We start from the raw sequence: 17,287 nt of genomic DNA on the forward strand, positions 1-17,287 counted from the left end.
ATGCACTAAGCCGAATGCTTACAATCATTGGGTATGATTGGTACAATCATTGGGTATGATTCCTACAATCATTACGTATGATTCCTAATTCAATCCGGTAGTCAAACAGACACACTCCCGGTATCAGCATGGATGACAGATAATATCAGTGTAGATAACAAATAATAAAAGGAGGAAACAGAAAATGGCATTTTATAAAAAAGAGAAGCGTGAAGGAAAATGGCATCCCAGAGCGGTTACAAAAGGGCGTCCTTATACAACGGATGATGTGGCACGGCGATTGTCGGAGATGTCCACCGTGAGTCCGGGTGACACGTATGCCGTGCTCGTAAATCTTGGCCCTGTGCTGGCAAAGATGATGAGCCAGGGGCGGTCGGTACAGTTAAAGGGTGTGGGGACGTTGTATTACACCTGTCAGTCCGTTGGGAAAGGCGTGGATACCCCCGAAGAAGTAAACCCGGGGCAAATTGGCGCCGTAAAAGTACGCTTCATCCCTGAATATACCCGGGGAAATCGCGGACAGGTGACGGAACGAACACTTATAGACTCGGACCTGGAGTGGATAGATGCGGATGAGTTGTAGGCTTTGGTCATGCAAAATGAGATTGTAGCCGGCGGATTGGTTATGCAAAATGGAAAATAAGTGCCGGTATTGCTTATTTATTTTGGAAATAACACGAATTATTTTAAATACGATTAAAATTTCATGATTAAACCGAATGAATTTTAATCACTACGGATGCTAAAACTCATATACTTCTGCGTCCACGGACAATGTACCATACATTTCAGGCAAGTGGTACATTTCTCAACATCCACCATTTCCTCACGGGGAATACCTGCTTGCCAGGTTCTTCCTTTCAGCGCTCCGGGTTGGCAAACATCCAGACATACCCTGCAACTTCCGCACTGAACCGCAGGTATAGCCTGCGATATCGTATCGACCGGAGCATCAGTCAGTATGCCGCCCCATACCTGACTGCAACCATATTCTTTGTTTACCAACAGATTGTTTTTGCCAATCCAACCCAGCCCTGCATAGGTGGCTAATGTTTTCAGCGGAAGTGCCGATTGTGTGCCCTCAAAATTATTTGTTGCAATCTGGTTGTCATCCGAAAGTGAATAAGCGTTATACCCGTTCTCCTCAATAAATTGGGCAACGAGGTCGGATATGCGATACATTTCCATTTCAAAACAGTAATGCTCGTCATCGTCGAAATAGTTTCGGGCAATCATTTCGGGAACATAGTTGGGGTTGTCTCTAACCCTTTTCAGATACTCAGGAGTGCATTTTACGCCAAACAGCACCGCAGACGAAAATCCCCGATTTTGCTTTTGCGCTAAGTCGGAGATATCAACGAAATAGATAAACTCTATTCCATGTTGCTTCAATTCGTTCGTGATAGTTTCGTTGGATATAATCATTTTGTTCTGATAAGTAACCAAAAAAGGGTATCTCAATCGTATACTGAGATACCCTCTATATCGGACGCTACCGGTTTCACTCCGGAAGTTTCCCATGAAAACCTGTTTTCTACAAGGTTTATACTGGGAATTTACCTATTCAAAGCATCCGTAGCACGTAGGCAACAGCTTGCGGTCGCCCAACGTATTGTCCACACGGGCTACGTTTACCCAGAATTTGTTTTCGCGTACACTTTGGATAGGATAAGCAGCCTTTTCGCGCGTATAGCTGTGCTCCCAATTATCGGCTACAACTTCATATTCGGGATGCGGGGCATTGACCAGCACGTTGTCCTGCTTGTCTGCCTTTCCTTCTTTTACTTCCTGAATTTCCTCCCAGATAGTCAGCATTACGTTCACGAAGTTATCCAGCTCGGTAAGGCTCTCGCTTTCCGTCGGCTCTATCATCAGCGTGCCATGAACGGGGAAGGAGAGGGTAGGAGCATGGTAACCATAGTCCATCAATCGTTTGGCAATGTCATTTTCGCTGATGCCTGTTTCTTCGTGCACCTTGCGACATTCCAGAATCATTTCATGCCCTACGAAACCGGTGGCGCCACGATATACGATGCCATAGGTATCTTTCAGACAAGCCGCCAGGTAATTGGCACTGAGGATAGCGATTTTCGTTGCACGTGTCAGTCCTTCGGTTCCCATCATGCGGATGTAGCCGTAAGTGATGGGCAAGATGCCGGCACTGCCGAACGGAGCGGCGGATACGGTATTGGCAGAATTGTCGAACATCGGATGTCCCGGCAGGAATGGCACCAGATGTTCCGCTACGCAGATAGGGCCTACGCCCGGTCCACCGCCGCCGTGGGGCGATGCAAATGTCTTGTGCAGATTCAGGTGGCATACATCAGCACCGATAAATCCGGGGTTGGTCAGACCTACCTGAGCATTCATGTTGGCGCCATCCATATATACTTGCGCGCCGCAGGAGTGGATGATGTTGCAGATTTCTACGATTTCCGTTTCAAAGATGCCGTGCGTGGAAGGATAGGTAATCATCAGTGCGGCAAGGTCGTCCTTGTTTTCTTCTGCCTTGGTGCGCAGGTCGTCCATATCCACATTGCCCTGGTTGTCGCAGGCGCAAGTCACGGTGGTAAAACCAGCCTGGATGGCAGACGCCGGATTTGTGCCGTGGGCTGAAGCAGGAATCAGGACTTTGTTGCGGTGTCCCTGACCGGTGCTTTCCAGATAGGCGCGGATAACACGAAGTCCCGCATACTCACCTGCCGCACCGGAGTTAGGTTGCAGACTGACACCTGCGAATCCGGTAATTGTTTTCAGTTCCTCGCTGAGGTTATGTATCAATTCACGGTAGCCTTCTGCCTGGTCTTCGGGAACAAGCGGGTGCATGCACATAAATTCCGGACTGCTGAGAGGCAACATTTCTGCCGCAGCATTCAGTTTCATGGTGCAGGAACCGAGAGAAATCATGGAGTGGGCAAGGGAGATATCCTTGCGGTCGAGGCGTTTGATATAACGCATCATTTCCGTTTCCGTATGATATTTATTGAATACCTCGTGCGTCAGATAGGTGCTCCGGCGTTTCAGCTCCTCATTGATAATGCTGTTCACAGGTATATCGTTCACTTTTGCATAGTCTTTTCCTGCGGCAATAGCAAAGATGGATACTAACGCGTTGACTGCGGCAATATTCGTTGTCTCGTCCAGACTCATACCTACGTCTCCATTCTTGAAATAGCGCAAGTTGACTTCCTTGCTCAAGGCAATGGTACGTATCTCCTGAGAAGAAACAGTATCGGGTAAGGCAAAACGCAAGGTGTCGAAATACTGTGTGTTTATCTGCTTGTAGCCCAGATTATTGATGGTTGCTTCCAGATATACGGCGATGCTATGGATACGTTCGGCAATGTTGAGGATGCCTTCCGCTCCGTGATACACAGCATAGAATCCGGCCATAGTGGCAAGCAAAGCCTGTGCGGTACAGATATTTGAAGTAGCCTTTTCCCGTTTGATATGCTGCTCACGCGTTTGCAGAGCCATACGGTAGCACGACTTTCCGTATTTGTCTTTAGACCAGCCAATGATGCGTCCCGGCATGTTGCGTTTGTACTCGTCGCGCGTGGCAAAGTATCCGGCAGAAGGACCTCCGTAGAACATTGGAGTGCCGAGGCGTTGTGTAGTTCCGAATACGATGTCGGCTCCCCATTCTCCCGGAGGGGTAAGCAGGGCGAGGCTCAGGATATCGGCGGCAACGGCTACCTTGCAATTGGCGGCATGTGCTTTTTCCACAAAGCTGCGGTAATCTTCCACGTTTCCACTTGCGTTGGGGTATTGCAATATGCAGGCAAAGATATCGGAGGTCAGTTCCAGTTCATTGTACTTGCCGGTGCGTATCTGTATGCCTTGCGGTATGGCGCGCGTGGTTATTACTGCTAATGTCTGCGGGAAGATGTTTTCGTCTACGAATACCACGTTTGCACCCGACTTCTGCATATCGCGCGGACGCAGGGCATACATCATGGTAACAGCTTCGGCGGCGGCGGTAGCTTCGTCCAGTAGGGAACAGTTGGCGAGCGGCATACCTGTCAGGTCGCAGACGGCTGTCTGGAAGTTCATCAATGCTTCGAGGCGTCCTTGTGACACTTCGGCTTGGTAGGGTGTATAAGAGGTGTACCATACCGGGTTTTCGAATACATTGCGTTGGATAACGGCAGGGGTGATGGTGTTGTACCAGCCGAGGCCGATATACGTTGTGTAAAGTTTGTTTTTGGATGCCAACCGGGCTATGTGCTGTCCGAATTCGTATTCTGTCATCGGTTCGGGCAATGCCAAGGGTTCTTTCAGACGAATGTTTGCAGGGATGGTCTTTTCAATGAGTTCGTCCAGACTGCCGACTCCGATTTTACGGAGCATTTGCTCTTCGTCTTTTTTACTGATGCCGGTGTGGCGGTAAGTTAATAAGTCGCTTTTCATATCAATAATATATATTTAAGTTGATTGTTTTTATTATTTAAGTTTCTCAAGTTATTCGTATAAACTAACTATAAAAAAACACTTTTCATCCGCAGATGACACAGATAACACAGATTAGGTTTTAAATAAATCCGCGTAATCTGTGTCATCTGCGGATGAAAGATGATAAGCTTAATCTTTTGAAATATCCTCAAGTGGGGCGCTTTTGTTAGTCAACAACATAAATAACTTGTTATATTTCAGTCTTTTATCTGAAAAAAGGATTTTCTGCTTTCTCAAGCCCAATAGTGGTTGGCACACCGTGTCCCGGGTAGACAATTGTCTCGTTGGGCAGTACAAACAACCGGCTGCAAATATGTTCTTTCAGTTCGTCGAAGTTTCCTCCGGATAAGTCGGCACGTCCGATGCTACCTTGGAAGAGTACATCACCGGAGAACATGCAGTTGTCTGCGGCACAATAATATACCAAGCTTCCGGGTGAGTGCCCGGGTACATGGATGGCTTCCAGTTTTGTATTGCCGAAACTGATGATGTCACCGTCGTACAGATAGTGCCCCAGCGGCGCCGGTTCATCGTTCCATTGGAAACCAAACATACGGCTTTGTTTGGGAGCTTCGTCAATCCAGAACTCATCAGCTTGGTTCGCCTCTACTTGCAAACCGAATTCCTTCATCATGAATGTGTTTCCAAAGATATGATCCAGATGCAAATGTGTATTCAGGAGATGCTTTACATCCAGCCCGTTTTTAAGAATAAAGTTCTTTAATACTTGCTTTTCTTCCTCATAAAAGCAACCGGGGTCTATCACGGCAGCCTCAAGGGTATCATCCCACAGAACGTAACAGTTCACGGGGAACATATTAAACTCAAATCTTTTTATTTTCATAAATTCCTTTTTAAAGTAGTAGCTACCACTTATTTATTATAATCTTACATATACTACCTTTTTTGTTTTGAAGAACTCTTCATCGAAGTAGTCTTTCAAGTCATACATAACGGTTTTATGTTTGAAAGGCATGGCTTCGTATTCCAATTCACCGCCTTTCAGGCAAATCAGTCCGTTGGGCAAGGCATTTTGTTGTCCGGCGGCGATATTCTTACGGATAATTTTCAGTAAATCGGCAAGCGGCATAACGGCGCGACTTACAACAAAGTCGAATACTTGCTTTTCCTCTTCGGCGCGGGCATGGCGAAATGTGACGTTGCCCAGTCCGATGCTGTTTGCAACTTCTGTGGCGACGCGTACTTTTTTGCCTATGCTGTCTACAAGATGGAACTTCACTTCAGGAAAAAGGATGGCGAGGGGAATACCCGGAAAACCGCCGCCTGTTCCTAAGTCCATAATGCGGGTGCCTTTTGTGAAATTTATGATTTTGGCGATACCCAATGAATGAAGTACATGGTGTTCATACAAGTTTTCTATGTCTTTGCGCGATATGACGTTTATTTTTGTATTCCAGTCGGTATAGAGTTCATAGAGGGTGGCAAATTGTTGTTTCTGCACCTCCGTGAGGTTGGGAAAATACTTTAGAATGATTTCCATGACAATCAATAAATTACAGATCAGTTATTATTCCCGTATTGTCACTAAGCAGATGGGATATCATATTATAAGGTAAAGTGATTGTTACGGGTCCCATAACATAAGGAACTATTTCGTAGATATTATAGTAGAAAGTGATACCGTTTTCATCGAGATAGAAATTCTCAATCGGTTCCAAGTCGCCGGTGCTGGCGTATCCCATATCTTCCAGTTCCTGACGTGTATTGACTTTATTATCCGCCATCAATTGAGTCCATAACAAGTTAGTGAGCGCTTCCGCATAGTCCGCCACAAAAATTTCTTCCAAACGTATCGGACGTAAGGTACGCAAATCTATGTTGAAGAAGGTAGACTTGTAAATTCCATGCGCCCCTCCGGTATATTCGTTGTAGTCGATACGGTAAACCAGCAGGTTTTTCTTATAAAACTGTATCCGGCTTTCGATACTTTTATAATATGAGTACCAGGTGTTCATTGCAGATGAGCCTTCTTGTTCAGCCTCATCTTTTGCATACATCGGTTCCAAATCCTTAAGATAATCTTTGATATATTTCTCTTTATAGGTTGTGATGGCTTCTTCGGGCTTCAGTTTCATGTATCTCTCCCCGAAGAAGGCAGACTGAAAAAAGGTATTCAGGCTGTCTTTGAGTTTGTTATCGGACGACTTTCCGATATAAGTGAAATTGATAATAATATTACAGCCGGGTTTAGCCGTATCTTCAAAGAGATGGGCGGTTTCATTTACCTGGATACTGTCGAACTCCAGAGTTCCCGTATTATTATTCACTGTGTTACCACAAGAAAACAAAAAGCCACTTGCTGTAAGCATAATGGCAAGTAGGCTGACATATTGCTTTTTCATTTAGTTTTTTATCGTTATATTCAACATCTCAATAGTTGTTCATTATCGACAAATATAGAACATATAAACGAATACAACATATAAAAAATGAAAAAATAATAGGAACGAATACTTTTATCTGACTATCTTTGTATCGGATATGAAGAGACTTCATTACATATTGGTTATTTTGCTGTCCCTGACGATTGTATATGCAGGGGCGGGAGTCTCTATTGTCCACTATTGTTGTGCCCGTTGCGAGACGGCGCAGGCATGTTGTACCGATGGCTGTGCCAAATGCCATAAATCTCATAAATCTCCTAAATGCCATAAATTTTCTCATCAACCGGAAAAATTCTGCAAATACGAAGGATGTACGGCTACTTTTTATAAAGTAGACTTGATGAGATATTCAAACGAAAGCCCTGTAATAACCGTACCTGTCATTCAGCTTCTCTGTGAAGCGTTGCCGGACTTCCTATACTCCTTGCCTGCTGGTGAATTGAAAGAGGCTGCATATTTCATACCTCCGCATCCCGACAGTTCGAGGCAGTATCTGGCTCTATATTCTGTTCTTATTATTTAGTGCAAGAATACATCTTTTTCTGAAGATGTATAGAAAGGATATTGCCGTTACAATACGTGTAGAGGGCGAACAATCCCCGGCATATATTGTATTTTGTACTTATAATTAATGAATTCAGATATATGAAACATATATTCTTATTAGTTTTTCTTTTCTCATTTCAGTTCATACAGGCACAAATAACAGGTGTTGTAAAGGATGCTGCCGGTGAACCTGTCCCGGGCGCCAATGTCTTTTGGATGGATACCACCGACGGGGTGACCACCGGCGAAGACGGTAACTTTTCCATTCAAAAGCCGGCTCGTAACCATATACTCGTGATTAGTTTTGTCGGTTTTGAAAACGATACGATACATGTAGACAAGAGTGACCAAAAGCTGGATGTTGTACTTCATGAAGGTATGGAACTGAGTGAAGTGAACGTGACAAGCCGTAAATTGGGCACGATGAAGCTGCGTGGAAGTGTTATAAATGAAGATATGATAAGCAGTGCCGAACTGACACGTGCCGCATGCTGTAACCTGGGTGAGAGTTTTGTTACAAACCCATCGGTAGATGTAAGCTACTCAGATGCCGCAACCGGAGCTAAGCAGATTAAACTGCTGGGCTTGTCCGGTATGTATGTGCAGATGTTGACAGAAAACATACCGAACTTCCGTGGTGCTGCCGCTCCTTACAGTTTGGGCTATGTGCCCGGTCCGTGGATGCAGAGCATTCAGGTTAGTAAAGGCAGTTCATCCGTGAAAAACGGATATGAATCCATAACCGGACAAATCAATGTAGAGTTCAAGAAACCGCACTTGCCTGAGGCTGACCGGGTATCCGCCAATCTTTTTGCTGCCAGCACAAACCGGTATGAGGCTAATGCCGATGCAACTGTGAATTTGTCCAAACGTTGGAGTACCTCGTTACTGGCGCATTATGAAAATGAAACAAAGTCCCACGACTCCAACCACGACGGTTTTGCGGATATTCCCCGTGTAGAGCAATACAATTTTTGGAATCGTTGGGCGTATATGGGCGACCGTTATGTGTTTCAGGCAGGTATAAAAGCTTTGCACGAAACCCGCAATAGCGGTCAGGTGACGCACGGGCACGGAGCCACTTCTGCAGGCGAGCTGTACAATGTAGGTGTCAAGACCAATCGTTATGAAGCATTTACCAAAAACGCTTATATATTTGATAGGGAGAAAAACACCAACTTGGCATTGATTTTACAGGGCGTATTACACAATCAAGATGCCACTTATGGGCATAAGTTATACAATGTAGACCAAAGTAACTTTTACGCTTCTTTGCTTTTCGAGACGGAATTTACTAAGCAACACAGCCTTTCTACAGGATTGAGTTTCAATTATGACGGCTACAACCAGCGCTACCGGCTGTCTAATCAGACGGATGCAGGTCTTACGAAAGATTTTGTGAAAGAATCTGTCCCCGGCGCATACGTGCAATATACGTTTAATATGAACGACCAACTTAAGCTGATGGCAGGTATTCGTGGCGATTACAGCTGTAAGTATGGTTTCTTCGTTACTCCTCGCATCCATATTAAGTATAATCCGAATGAATACATTCAGTTCCGTCTGTCTGCCGGCAAAGGATACCGGAGTAGCTATATATTGGCGGAGAATAATTATCTTTTGGCGAGCAGTCGTAAAGTAAGAATTACTCCTGATCCTGAACAGGAAGAGGCATGGAATTACGGTGCAAGTGTGGCGACTTATCTTCCTCTTTTCGGTAAAACATTGAATGTGAATGTGGAGTATTACTATACCAATTTCCTGAAACAAGTGGTTGTAGATATGGATAGTAATCCGCACGAGGTAGCTTTTTATAACTTGGACGGACGCTCATATTCTCATGTTTTTCAAGCAGAGGCAAGTTATCCGTTCTTCAAAGGCTTCACGCTGACGGCTGCCTATCGTTTGATGGACGTAAAAGTAACCTATAACGGTAAGTTGTCGGAGAAACCACTGACCGGAAGATATAAAGGTATGCTGACTGCTTCTTACCAAACCCCTTTAGGTATATGGCAGTTTGATGCAACGTTGCAACAAGATGGAGGGGGAAGGATGCCCGAACCCTATGCGCTTGCCGACGGTAGTCTTTCGTGGAGCCGGCGTTACGGCAGTTTCCGGCAGCTAAGTGCACAGGTCACTCGCTATTTCCGTCATTGGTCTGTTTATGTTGGTGGCGAGAACCTTACGGATTTCAAACAAAAGAATCCGATAATTGATGCTTCTAATCCGTGGGGGGAGAACTTTGACGCTACCATGATATGGGGGCCGATGCACGGGGCGAAGGCTTATGTAGGATTGAGATTTAATTTATAAACAATGATAGAATTATGAAAACAAAGAGATTATTAACTGCCTTTGCAGTTGTTTTATTGAGTGTGGCAACAGTGATGGCGAAAGACATTCGCACGGCTGTATTCAAGGTTTCGCAAATGAGTTGCGAGAACTGTGTGCGTAAAATAAATCATAATATCAGGTTTGAGAAAGGCGTGAAAGAGTTCTCTACAGACCTGAAGACAAAGATGGTTACCATCACTTATGATGCCGAAAAGACGGATGTGAACAAGCTGAAAGCCGGTTTTAAGAAGTTCGACTATGAGGCGGAATTCGTGAAAGAAGTGAAGCCTGAAGAAAAAAAGAAGTAAGTATCCTGTCATAATTGTCGTCCGTAACATAAACGAACCGTGACGAGACACTTGGCTGAAAAAAACAGGTATTGCCCGTATTGAATATTCATGATGCGGGCATACCTTTTATAATACAATTGCTCACCCCGTTATTTCCGGAACCACCATAAAACCGGCTTTCGGAAAGTGCTTACCCAGATACCTTTTGATGTATTGCTGAGTATCTTCCTGTATGGTAGTATCCTCAACAGTAGGATAGAGATTATACAATACTGTATGCAGCAGGATGCCCCGGTGCCTGATTGCCTCAAGGCTCAGCAACGTATGATTGATGCTTCCCAATTTCCCTGAAGTCACAAATACAAGCGGATATTGCTTTCCGGCAATGTAATCAATCGTCAGATAGTTTTCGGTGAGAGGAACCATTAATCCTCCTGCACCCTCTACCAGGACAATATCGTAGCGGAGGGCAAGTTCCCGGGTAGCCCGTTCTATTTTGTCGAAGTCAATAGGGCGATTATCTATGCGTGAAGCCAAATGCGGGGAGCAAGGATACGAGAATATTTCGGGCATAGTCAGCCCGGCGCGGTCTTCCTCGGTTGCGGGCATACCCATCAGGCGGCGATGCAAATCAATATCTTCGGAGTATCCCGTATTACCTGTCTGAATGAATTTTTGCGTGATAACGCGTTTCCCGTTACAGATAAGCCGGCGTGCCAGGAAAGCGGTGCAATAAGACTTCCCGGCATCTGTGTCGATGCCACTGATGAAATAAATGTTATTTTCCATTTCTACTATCTGTTTTTCTTTTGGACAATGATGTAAATCGGATGATAAGTCAGCGTAACGTTCCCATCATCCATGCTAAATAATTCGGTATATTGATTATTGAAAGCCTGCAAACGTCCACGCGTCCACATTTTTTTCTCCGTACCTGTCACCCCTGTCTGTTTCAGATGCCGGAGTACTTCGAGTGGAGTTGAGAAGGGGAGGGTAATAATCTCTTCTTCCATATAGATTATTTCAAAATAAGGAGCAAGCCATGTTTTTAATGTTTCTACCGGGAAATAGTCCAACCCATGCCCGGTCAATGTACGAATCTGATGCATGTTCTCCAACCCGAAAGTACTGAAAGCAAGATACCCGCCATCAGCCAGGAAGCTATGGCAATGAGCGAAGAACTTCTCCGGGTCGGTGAACCATTGCAAGGTTGAGCAGGAAGTTATCAAATCCGTTCCTGCAGGAAAGTCCATTTCTTCCGCATCACCGGGCAGGAATTGAATTTCGTTCTCTCCGGTATGTATTTCCAAATCCCCCAGGCACTCCTTCATTTCTTCGCAAAGGTCATTCAGAAGCAGATATTCCGGCTTCAACCTATGCTTCAATATCCGTGAGTAGCTTCCCGTTCCGCATCCGAATTCCACAATCCGCCGAAACTTATCCAAAGCAGTATGCTTCATTAATAAGCCCATCATTTTCTCTGCCACTTGTTGCTGTACGCGCGCTTCGCGGGAGTATGTATCCCGTGCGCGGGCAAACCGTTCCGCTATCAGTTTCTTATCCATGCCTCTTGTAAATAGTGGAGGAACAATTCAACCTGATAATGGGCGTGCTCCGTGTAATGCACTACGGTTTGCTTCCGGTTTGCCTCTTCCTCATTGCGCCAGGCATTTAGCTGATTGGCAGGGGGGATAATACGGTCATTACTTCCCACTATAGCTTGTTGCCAGTGAAAAAGAACGGGCGGTTGAGAAAGATACCTGCGCTCTATTTCGATTAACTCTTCTTTTAATTCTTCCGGCGGTCGCCTGGGGGTGATTTTCAGAAACTCTTTGAATGCGTCTCCGTTGCTACACATTCGTCTCAGGAATTTATGCAACGAAGCGCCTGTCAGCCCTTCTAACGTTCCATGATAAGTGGCGGGTGGAATGCCGAGCCTTTCATCAATAGGGTAGGGGGTGCCGTTGATGGCGATGCTGCTTCGGATGGCGAGGGATGGCTTTGTTTCTTGCAGTCGGGCCATTATCCGGGTTGCCGCCCATACTCCCATAGACCATCCTACGACATGTATTTCCCGATACCCGTCCAGTAGTGAAGCATCAAAGTCCAAGGTACGGTAATCATAGCATATCATATAGTCGCTTTCTTCCGGACGATACTCTTTAAATGGTGTTTCGTCCGCTCCCCATCCGGCGAAGAATAGCAACAACCGCGGGTTATTCTCTTGTATAATATATACTTGTTTCATTATTTCCTTGTTTCATTCTATACAATCAATCTTATCAACTCCCTTATCTCTTCTTCTTTTATTTCCGCTGTCAGCGAGAAGCGGATGCGCGATGTCCCTTCCGGTACTGTGGGCGGGCGCACGGGCAAGGCATAGAATCCATGTTGTTGGAGTTCCTTAGCCCGCAGCAGGGTGTCGGCGCTGTTTCCCACAATCATGGGGACTATGTGGCTGGTGCTGGGACAGGCGTGTCCTTTTTCCGTCAGCGACTCACGCAGCATCCGGCTGATGTGCTCCAAATGCTTTCTTTGCTTTTGGAGCGTGGACAACCGTTGAACGATGAATAACGTCCACGCTACGTTCAGCGGTGGCAGGGCTGTGGTAAATATGAATGTGCGCATACGGTTTACCAAATACTCTTTCACGGTGCTCCGGCAGGCGATGTACGCTCCGGCAGATGCCGCCGCCTTGCCGAAAGTCCCTACCAGGAAATCTATGTCCTGTATGCATCCGGCTTCTTCCGCACAACCCAATCCTTGTGCGCCCCGTACGCCAAAGGCATGCGCCTCGTCCACATAAAGCAACACATTGTGATAGGTTTGTTTCAGTTGAACCAGCGTCGCCAGGTCGGCCGCATCTCCATCCATGCTGAAAATGCTTTCGGTAACGATGATTATTTGCCGGTAGTGTGCATGATTCTCGGCTATTAAGCGTGCCAGTTGTTGGACATCGTTGTGCCGGTAACGGATGCAATGCGCCGATGAAAGCCGGATACCGTCAATCAGGCTGGCGTGAACTAACTTATCTGCCAGTATCAATGTTTGGGCGTCGCTCACTGCGGGTAAAATTCCCGTATTGGCGTGATAACCGCTGTTGAATGTCAAAGCCGCTTCGGTTTTGAATAGCCGGGCGAGCGTACATTCCAATTCTTCGTAGATTGTGAAGTTCCCCGTCAGCAGCCGGGAAGAGGAAGAAGTAGGCAAGAAACTGTCTGCCGATAATCCACCCAGAAACTCTTCCCGCAACTTCCGGTCGGATGCCAGTCCCAGGTAATCATTGGATGAAAGATTAAGCATCCGTCGGCCGCCGGCAACGACATTCCGTCCCTCGTGTATCAAAGCAGGCAGAGTTCGCTGGTTGCTGCGTTCTTCCAACTCCTGCAATTTCAGTTGCATTTGCTCTATCGTGTTCATTGTATTTCCTCTATGATTTTAAGTAATCCGGTGGTCAGTTTCGTCAGTTGCTCCGGTTCAATGATGAAGGGGGGCATGATATATACCAACTTCCCGAATGGGCGTACCCAGATGCCTTCTTCCACAAACCGGCGTTGCATCCATGCCATGTTTACCGGATTGCGCACCTCGACTACTCCGATGGCTCCCAACACTCTTACGTCGGCTACTTGCGGCAGATTACGCGCCGGACTAAGCTCGCGATTCAGTTGGGTTTCGATGCGGCCGACTTTCTCTTTCCAGTTATATTCGGGAGAGGTCAGCAACCGTATGGATGCGCACGCTACCGCACATGCCAATGGATTTCCCATGAATGTGGGGCCGTGCATGAATGCCTCGGGCGGATAACAGGAGATAGTGTCTGCTACTTTATTGGTAGTCAGCACGGCTGATAACGTCATGTATCCGCCGGTCAGGGACTTACCTGTACACATAATGTCCGGTTCCACTCCCGCATGTTCCCAGGCAAAAAGCTTGCCCGTACGCCCGAATCCGGTTGCTATTTCATCAAAAATGAGCAGTATGTTGTATTCTTCACAGATTCGTGCTGCCTCCCGTAAGTATTGAGGATGATAAAACCACATTCCGCCTGCACCCTGTACTATTGGTTCCAGGATAAGGGCAGCTATCTCTTCGTGATGCTCCTTGACCGCATTCCGCAGATGTTGCGCGTCCTCCGCATTCCATTCTCCGCCAAAACGCGAGCGTGGTGAAGGAACGAAATACCGCACCGGCAGTGCGTCTCCGAATAAAGAGTGCATTCCGGTCACAGGGTCGCATACGGACATTGCATTCCAGGTGTCGCCATGATACCCGTGCCGGATGGTGATGAAATTCCTTTTCCCGGCAAGATGCGCCTCCGACGAGGACGATTGGCTTTGCGCATACCAGTACTGCACGGCCATCTTCATGGCTACCTCTACGGCTACCGAACCGGAATCCGCATAAAATATCTTCTGCATGGACGGTGGAATCAGCGGTAAGAGCAGTTTGCCTAACTCGATTGCCGGGTCGTGTGTTAGCCCCCCAAACATGACATGGGACATTTTGGTGATTTGCTCCTGTGCGGCTTGGTTCAGTGCCGGATGATTGTATCCGTGCACCATGCACCACCACGACGACATGCCTTCGATAAGCGTTTGTCCGCTTTCCAGTGTAATAGTGGCCCCGTCTCCCCGTTTCACTTTATATACCGGAAGCGGGTTTGTTGTCGATGTATAAGGATGCCACAGGTGCTCCCTGTCGAACTGTGAGTCGCTGAACCGGTATCCCGCTTCTTCTATCAATACCTTGTCCTCGGAAACTTTTGACCCAAGTGTTGTCAGCAAATCTCCTACAATGGCGGAGTTTACGCCGATGTACAGCGATTTCCGCACTCCGTCTTTGGAGAGTTGCGAACGTCCTCCGGCAAAGCGTAGATATGCAGTGGGATTGATGAAACGGAATAAGGCGATGGTAGTCAGTACTTCTTCTTCCGTTAGCGAAGCCTGGTTTTCCAATGGGGTTCCCGGGATAGGCTGCAACAGGTTAAGTGGTATGGAGGGTACTTCCAGATTTTTCAGTGTGAAAGCGAATTCAATCCGTTGCATGGCGCTTTCGCCCATGCCGATGATGCCGCCGCAGCAAATGTCCATCCCTGCCCGCCGGGCTGCCGCCAGTGTACGTAGTTTTTCTTCTTGCGTGTGCGTACTGCACAGGGTTGGGAAATAACTGGGGGCGGTTTCCAGATTGCAATGATAACGCGTTATGCCGGCTGCGCGTAATGCGCGCAACTCTTCTTCGTTCAGCAACCCGAGTGAAGCGCAAAGCTGAATGGAGCTTTTCTGTCTCATGTATTGCGCTGCTTCGCATAGTTTCTGCATATTCTTGCCTGAAGGTTTTCGCCCGCTTGTCACTAATGAAAACCGCGCTACGCCTTGCGACTCGTTATGTTGTGCGTGCCGCAAGCACTCTTCCTTGTCTACGAGGTCGTATATATCTGCTTTCGTCTGGTAATGTGCCGATTGTGCGCACCATTTACAGTTCTCGGAGCAACGCCCTGATTTGGCGTTTATAATGGAGCACATGTCAAATTCTTGCGATGCCCGTGCCATAGTAATCTCGTGTGCAGCTTCATAAAGGGCTTCCTTGTCGGGCTGTGTAGCCAACCATTCTGCCTCTGTCTGCGTGATAGAAATGTTTTGCAGTACTTTGTTTTTTAATTCTTCTACTGTCATATTCTTGAATGATTTATGTATATTATATGTTACTGAACGATTTCAATTAGCTTCTCTGACAGATTATTAGATTTCTTTTACTAAGGTACGTTCCCCTCCTCTTGGGAGGAGGGGTGCCCAGAGGGCGGGGTGGTAGGTGAGAAAAGAATTCATTACTTCAGTATATAACGCAACTGACGCGAACAATACAAATGCTGTTCATCAGCCTTGTATCGCTCGCGTCATCTTTATCCGCTCTTATTTATTGTGATATCTGTCTCTTTTTCCCTTGCCGGGTTGGAGCTTACCGGACACAATACCGGCCGTATTCTTCTCAAATTAAAAAGAATAAGCAGTTTATCTGCTCCACTTTCATCGCTCGATGATATACCAATATCCGTGTCCCGGCTTTTTCCGTCGTTTGCTCCACAGTTGTTTGCTCCACTGCTTTTGCAACCTGCTGCTGTTCCGGATTTTTGCTTGGACAGTGAACTGTCCGCTACACTTTTGGGTAAACAACCAATAGTGACATTCCGCCCTATGCTGGCAAAAACAGCATAAGCTTTCCGGCTCCATTTCCGGAAACGAATAGTCATTCTGCCAAGTTGTTTTTTCTTCACGTCGCTATTGATTTAATACCTGTCCGTATATTAGTCTTCTTATATATTTGTTTTTATATATGTACGCGTATCTTCTTGTATATGTACACGCATACATATACGTTGAACAATAGAATTCTGAAAACTCTATTATTTATCGGGCGCAAACTTACATAAAAATCACGAATTGCAAGCGTATCCGGTAATAATATTATGAACATGCGCTTTATATATCGTTACCAACTATCCTCAGTTTGGTCTTCTCCAATAAAGGCGGCAATTCTCTTTTTATATAAATCTACTCCTTCGGCAATATTCTTTTCTGTTTTCGAGGAACCTATGCCATATACAACGAAAGGTGTCTGCCATAGCATTCCTGAATGTATAGCGCTTACCTGGTAGGGGCGCAGTAATTCATCTACTGTGAAACAGTTTCTGCCGCCACTTCGATATGAGTCAAAGTCCGAACCGGTGGTAGTAGCTACCAACAATGGCTTACCTGCCACTGCCGGAGTCTTGGCTAATTGAATGAATATCTCATCCTGCCATTTCTTTAGTAAAGAAGGCGCCGACATCCAATGAAATGGGAATTGAAGCACCACAGCCTTTGCATGGGAAACAACTCTATTCCACACTTCGATGTTGAATACATCCTCACTTTGCATTTCATATAAATTGAATACGGCTACTTCGCCCATATCCCTTATTGCATTCAGCAATTCTTTGTTGGCTCGTGAATCTTTCATATTAGGGTGTGCTAATAGAACCACGACTTTTTTTAGATCTCTATCCATAATGCTTTCTTGGTATTGTTAATGAATAATTATAATAATGAGCAAAAGTAATAAATTGTTTGGTAAATAAAAATTTATTATTTAAATTTAGTAAATATTAAAAAAACGTTTATCAACTGTATCAACCATAAAGTACACTCTCAGAAAGATATTCTTCATCCGCAGATTTCGCAGATAACGCAGATTAGGTATTGAAGTTTCGCATCTTGTCTG

The 17,287-nt window shown here is 45.9% G+C and carries 16 protein-coding genes; 4 read left to right on the forward strand and 12 right to left on the reverse strand.

Features of this window, described 5'->3' with window-relative positions; genetic code table 11:
- Positions 1-154 precede the first annotated feature (154 nt).
- Positions 155-583, forward strand: coding sequence for an HU family DNA-binding protein (locus B2Z67_RS11775; RefSeq protein WP_291530042.1), 429 nt, complete (start codon positions 155-157; stop codon positions 581-583).
- Between the two features lie 143 nt (positions 584-726).
- Here the strand turns inward: B2Z67_RS11775 and B2Z67_RS11780 are convergent, their stop codons facing one another.
- The 5 genes from B2Z67_RS11780 to B2Z67_RS11800 all read right to left on the reverse strand — a co-directional run bounded on the left by B2Z67_RS11780 (position 727) and on the right by B2Z67_RS11800 (position 6,815).
- Positions 727-1,425, reverse strand: a complete 699-nt coding sequence (locus B2Z67_RS11780) for an epoxyqueuosine reductase (RefSeq protein ID WP_291530027.1) — start codon at positions 1,423-1,425, stop codon at positions 727-729.
- A gap of 135 nt (positions 1,426-1,560) precedes the next feature.
- The gene (gcvP, locus tag B2Z67_RS11785) at positions 1,561-4,410 is read right to left on the reverse strand and encodes an aminomethyl-transferring glycine dehydrogenase (RefSeq protein WP_291530028.1); all 2,850 of its coding nucleotides are present in this window, start codon (positions 4,408-4,410) and stop codon (positions 1,561-1,563) included.
- A 247-nt stretch (positions 4,411-4,657) separates the two neighbouring features.
- Positions 4,658-5,296, reverse strand: coding sequence for an MBL fold metallo-hydrolase (locus tag B2Z67_RS11790; RefSeq protein ID WP_291530029.1), 639 nt, complete (start codon positions 5,294-5,296; stop codon positions 4,658-4,660).
- Between the two features lie 36 nt (positions 5,297-5,332).
- On the reverse strand, positions 5,333-5,953 hold the full coding sequence (gene rsmG / locus B2Z67_RS11795; RefSeq protein WP_291530030.1) for a 16S rRNA (guanine(527)-N(7))-methyltransferase RsmG: 621 nt from the start codon (positions 5,951-5,953) through the stop codon (positions 5,333-5,335).
- Positions 5,954-5,966: 13 nt separating this feature from the next.
- On the reverse strand, positions 5,967-6,815 hold the full coding sequence (locus B2Z67_RS11800) for a DUF3298 and DUF4163 domain-containing protein (RefSeq protein ID WP_291530031.1): 849 nt from the start codon (positions 6,813-6,815) through the stop codon (positions 5,967-5,969).
- Positions 6,816-6,954: 139 nt separating this feature from the next.
- Here B2Z67_RS11800 and B2Z67_RS11805 point away from each other — a divergent pair, with 139 nt between their 5' ends.
- From B2Z67_RS11805 to B2Z67_RS11815, 3 genes are all read left to right on the forward strand, one after another.
- Positions 6,955-7,380, forward strand: a complete 426-nt coding sequence (locus B2Z67_RS11805; RefSeq protein WP_291530032.1) for a hypothetical protein — start codon at positions 6,955-6,957, stop codon at positions 7,378-7,380.
- A gap of 122 nt (positions 7,381-7,502) precedes the next feature.
- The gene (locus tag B2Z67_RS11810) at positions 7,503-9,716 is read left to right on the forward strand and encodes a TonB-dependent receptor (protein WP_291530033.1); all 2,214 of its coding nucleotides are present in this window, start codon (positions 7,503-7,505) and stop codon (positions 9,714-9,716) included.
- A gap of 14 nt (positions 9,717-9,730) precedes the next feature.
- Positions 9,731-10,045 carry a heavy-metal-associated domain-containing protein gene (locus B2Z67_RS11815; protein WP_291530034.1) on the forward strand — a complete coding sequence of 105 codons (315 nt, stop codon included), beginning with the start codon at positions 9,731-9,733 and terminating at the stop codon, positions 10,043-10,045.
- 123 nt (positions 10,046-10,168) lie between these two features.
- On the opposite strand, the gene bioD is transcribed toward B2Z67_RS11815, so the two are convergent.
- From bioD to B2Z67_RS11850, 7 genes are all read right to left on the reverse strand, one after another.
- Positions 10,169-10,816, reverse strand: a complete 648-nt coding sequence (bioD, locus tag B2Z67_RS11820; protein ID WP_291530035.1) for a dethiobiotin synthase — start codon at positions 10,814-10,816, stop codon at positions 10,169-10,171.
- Positions 10,817-10,821: 5 nt separating this feature from the next.
- Entirely contained in the window at positions 10,822-11,592 is a 771-nt protein-coding gene (gene bioC / locus B2Z67_RS11825) for a malonyl-ACP O-methyltransferase BioC (protein ID WP_291530036.1), read from the reverse strand.
- Entirely contained in the window at positions 11,577-12,275 is a 699-nt protein-coding gene (locus B2Z67_RS11830) for an alpha/beta fold hydrolase (RefSeq protein WP_291530037.1), read from the reverse strand. Before B2Z67_RS11830 ends, bioC begins: the two co-directional genes overlap by 16 nt.
- Before the next feature lie 17 nt (positions 12,276-12,292).
- Positions 12,293-13,447: an 8-amino-7-oxononanoate synthase gene (locus B2Z67_RS11835; RefSeq protein WP_291530038.1), complete on the reverse strand. Its 1,155-nt coding sequence runs from the start codon at positions 13,445-13,447 to the stop codon at positions 12,293-12,295.
- Positions 13,444-15,702, reverse strand: a complete 2,259-nt coding sequence (gene bioA, locus B2Z67_RS11840; protein ID WP_291530039.1) for an adenosylmethionine--8-amino-7-oxononanoate transaminase — start codon at positions 15,700-15,702, stop codon at positions 13,444-13,446. The genes B2Z67_RS11835 and bioA overlap by 4 nt, the downstream gene beginning before the upstream one ends.
- Positions 15,703-15,929: 227 nt before the next feature.
- Positions 15,930-16,301: a hypothetical protein gene (locus B2Z67_RS11845; RefSeq protein ID WP_291530040.1), complete on the reverse strand. Its 372-nt coding sequence runs from the start codon at positions 16,299-16,301 to the stop codon at positions 15,930-15,932.
- Positions 16,302-16,516: 215 nt separating this feature from the next.
- Positions 16,517-17,074 carry an NAD(P)H-dependent oxidoreductase gene (locus B2Z67_RS11850; RefSeq protein ID WP_291530041.1) on the reverse strand — a complete coding sequence of 186 codons (558 nt, stop codon included), beginning with the start codon at positions 17,072-17,074 and terminating at the stop codon, positions 16,517-16,519.
- Positions 17,075-17,287: the final 213 nt, after the last annotated feature.

Source organism: Bacteroides sp. UBA939 (assembly GCF_002293435.1).
Taxonomy (GTDB): Bacteria; Bacteroidota; Bacteroidia; order Bacteroidales; family Bacteroidaceae; genus Bacteroides.